General features: G+C 69.8%; 4 protein-coding genes. 2 read left to right on the top strand and 2 right to left on the bottom strand.

The features are described 5' to 3' along the window. A partial coding sequence (locus P409_RS29760; RefSeq protein WP_034846938.1) for a cation:proton antiporter occupies positions 1–1,281 on the bottom strand: 1,281 nt, incomplete at its 3' end. Positions 1,282–1,583: 302 nt separating this feature from the next. On the opposite strand from P409_RS29760, the gene P409_RS29755 reads away from it, so the two are divergent. Then, on the top strand, positions 1,584–2,003 hold the full coding sequence (locus tag P409_RS29755; RefSeq protein WP_034846936.1) for a VOC family protein: 420 nt from the start codon (positions 1,584–1,586) through the stop codon (positions 2,001–2,003). Positions 2,004–2,185: 182 nt separating this feature from the next. After that, positions 2,186–2,929 carry a C13 family peptidase gene (locus P409_RS36555; protein WP_161790495.1) on the top strand — a complete coding sequence of 248 codons (744 nt, stop codon included), beginning with the start codon at positions 2,186–2,188 and terminating at the stop codon, positions 2,927–2,929. Positions 2,930–3,282: 353 nt separating this feature from the next. Here P409_RS36555 and P409_RS39430 read toward each other — a convergent pair. Continuing rightward, positions 3,283–3,469 (bottom strand): hypothetical protein (locus P409_RS39430; protein WP_034846935.1); only part of this gene is annotated, 187 nt, incomplete at its 5' end.

Below are 3,469 nucleotides of genomic sequence, written 5' to 3'. Positions count from 1 at the left end.
GGCCGACGGCGCCTCCTCGTCCGGGAGAACCGCCGGGCCGCCCGCCGGCACCGGCGCTGCGCGCTCCAGCAGCGGCCGCAGCCGGCCGAAGGCGTTGAACACCACCGGGTTGAGCAGGATCGACAGGATCGCGCCGCCGAGGATCAGGTCGCGACCCGCCTCCGGCAGCAGCTGCAGCTTCACCCCGAGCTCGGCCAGGATGAAGGAGAATTCGCCGATCTGCGCCAGGCTGGCGGAGATCAGCAGCGCCGTCGACACCGGATGCCTGAAGATGCGGACGATGACGAAGGCGGCGACCGACTTGCCGATGACGATGATGAACACCACCGCCAGCATCGGCAGCGGGTCGCGCCACAGGCTGGTCGGGTCGAACAGCATGCCGACCGAGACGAAGAACAGCACCGCGAAGGCGTCGCGCAGCGGCAGCGTCTCCTGCGCCGCGACGTGGCTGAGCTCGGATTCGCTCAGCACCATCCCGGCGAAGAAGGCGCCGAGCGCCAGTGACACGCCGAACAGCTTGGCCGAGCCGAAGGCGACGCCGAGCGCGATCGCCAGCACCGCCAGGCGGAACAGCTCGCGCGATCCCGTATGGGCCACGTAGTGCAGCACCCAGGGGATCACCCGGCGGCCGACCACCAGCATCAGCGCGACGAAGGCGGCGACCTTGAGCAGGGTCAGCACCAGGATGCCGCCGACGCCGAGGTCGAGGCCGAGCGAGACGGCGAGCGGATCGGACCCGACATCGACCCCGCCATTGACCAGCCCGGCCAGCGCCGGCAGCAGGACCAGGGCCAGGACCATCGCCAGGTCCTCGACGATCAGCCAGCCGACGGCGATGCGGCCGCGCTCGGTCTCGACCAGCCGCCGCTCCTGCAGCGCCCGCAGCAGCACCACGGTCGAGGCGACCGACAGGGCCAGGCCGAACACCAGGCCGCCGGCGACGGTCCAGCCCAGCATCAGGGCCAGGCCGAGGCCGAGCGCGGTGGCGAAGCCGATCTGCACCACGGCGCCCGGCACCGCGATCGCCCTGACCGACAGCAGGTCCTTCAGCGAGAAGTGCAGCCCGACGCCGAACATCAGCAGGATGACGCCGATCTCCGCCAGCTCCGGCGCCAGCGCCTGGTCGGCGACAAAGCCCGGCGTGTGGGGCCCGACCAGGATGCCGGCCAGCAGGTAGCCGACCAGAGGCGGCGCCTTCAGCCGGTTGGCGATGGCGCCGAACATGAAGGCGAGGCCGAGGCCGGCGACGATGGTGGCGATCAGGGGGGTGTCGTGCGGCATGGATGCGCCTCGGCCTCCGGAAGCAGAGATGGTCGGGGATGCATCGGCCAGGCCGACACGGTGCCTATCATTTATGAACGACAGACCCGATCACAACCTTTGATCTGCAGTTTCGCGAGATTTTCTGCCGGCTTCGGGCCCGGGCGCCCGCGGCAGCGACCTGTCGGCTTGTCAGACAGCCGCCGGACGTCGATTGTAGCGCGGATCCGGATTCGGCGATGCCCAAGCGGCCGCCGCGGCCGGGCCGCTCCGGACGATCCGACACCCGCCGCCAGGAACCGAACGCCTTCGGGAGGATGACGATGAAATACCTGCACACCATGGTCCGCGTGACCGACCTGGAGCAGTCGCTGCGCTTCTACCGCGACCTGCTGGGCCTGAAGGAGACCCGGCGCATCGAGAACGAGAAGGGCCGCTTCACGCTGATCTTCCTCGCCCCGCCGGGCCAGGAGGAGGCGCCGGTCGAGCTGACCTACAACTGGGACCCCGAGGTCTATACCGGCGGCCGCAACTTCGGCCACCTGGCCTATGAGGTCGACGACATCTACGAGTTCTGCGACCGGGTGCAGAAGGCCGGCGTGACCATCAACCGCCCGCCGCGCGACGGCCACATGGCCTTCATCCGCTCGCCCGATAACATCTCGATCGAGATCCTGCAGAAGGGCCCGTCCAAGGCCCCGGCCGAGCCGTGGGCGTCAATGCCCAACACAGGCGCCTGGTAGGAGACCGTCCGGAAATGCTACTGGCGTGGCCGTCTGACGGCGCCGTCTCCGCTTCCGGTGCTCACGCACCCATGTGCGCTGCGCTCCGGTTCTCGACGTCACCGCCAGCCGACTCACGCCAGCGCATTTCCAAACGATCTCCGGGATGTCTCTAGGATGACGGGAGGCGCATGGGCCCGGCGATGACGCTGCGACTGGCTGCCCTGACGGGCACCGTGCTGCTGGCGGGCTGCGCCGGCCCGGCCGCCCCGTCCCCTAACTCTTCTGCCGCCGCGGCAGAACCGCTGCGCTGGAAGGCGCTGCTGGTCGCCGCCGACGACGCCGAGCCGGTGTTCGACAACGGCGTCGATTCGCTGCGCCGCAGCCTCGTGGCCTTCGGCGTGGCGCCGGCCGACATCGCCGTGCTGAAGGCCGATGCGCCGCAGCCGGATGCGGTGGCGACCAAGGCCAATTTCGACCGGGCGATGGCCGGGCTGGCAGGCCCCGCCGGGACCGGCTGCTTCGTCTATCTCACCTCGCACGGCGTGCGCGACCGCGGGCTGTACGCCGCGGCCGAGAATGCGGTGATTCCGCCCGATTATCTGGCCCAGGCCCTGGACGGCGCCTGCGCTGGCCGGCCGACGGTGCTGGTGACCTCCGGCTGCTATTCCGGGGTCTACACCGACACGCCGGCGCTGACGACGCCGGACCGCATCGTGCTGACCGCCGCCCGGGCCGACCGGCCGTCCTTCGGCTGCGGCACGGGCGACCGCTATACCTATTACGACCAGTGCTTCCTGGACTCGCTGAAGCGCGCCGCCGCCTGGACGGCGATCGCGGCCGACGTTTCCGGCTGCGTCGCCCGGCGCGAGCGGGCCAAGGGCTTCCAGCCGTCGCAGCCGCAATCCGCCTTCGGCCGCAACGTCGCCGGGCTGACGGCGTTCTAGGCGAAGGGAATCGAGGTTCAGGCATCCGGCAGGATGGCGAACACCTTCGCGCTGCCTCACCGCGAGCGAACCCTTCCGGAATTCCCAACACCGTCATTGCGAGCGCAGCGAAGCAATCCATGCTGCAGCAAGAACGGAGGCATGGATTGCTTCGTCGGCTTCGTCTCCTCGCAATGACGGCGAAAGGTGCGCAGGCTGAAACGGCCTCGCAAACGGAGAGGCGAATCAGTCAGACGCTATCCCTTGTCTGTCATCCTCGGGCTTGACCCGAGGATCCAGGGGCTTTCAAGAGCCGCTCTCGGTGGCCCCTGGATTGCCGGGTCAAGTCCGAGGATGACGGCGGAGAGAGGGTATCACCCCGTATCCGGCGGCTCCGGCCGGCCCTTGACCGGCGGCAGGTCCAGCCGCGCCAGGTACCGGTCCGATTCCCCGACCCAGCGCTCCGCCTCCTCCGGCGGCAGGCCGAAGATCGGGCACAGCCGGGCCACCGCCGCCGCCGCCGGGAAGCCGTCGGCGATCTCCAGCAGATCCGGCCGGTCC

It is taken from the genome of Inquilinus limosus MP06, assembly GCF_000767795.1.
In the GTDB taxonomy this organism is placed as follows: Bacteria; Pseudomonadota; Alphaproteobacteria; order DSM-16000; family Inquilinaceae; genus Inquilinus; species Inquilinus limosus_E.
Note: the sequence above shows the minus strand (reverse complement) of the source record. Positions and strands in the feature narration are given on the sequence as shown.

Excerpts from the sequence above, each read along its gene's own strand:
- P409_RS29755 (WP_034846936.1), top strand. The coding sequence starts at position 1,584 with ATGAAATACCTGCACACCATGGTCCGCGTGACCGACCTGGAGCAGTCG.
- P409_RS36555 (WP_161790495.1), top strand. The coding sequence starts at position 2,186 with ATGACGCTGCGACTGGCTGCCCTGACGGGCACCGTGCTGCTGGCGGGC.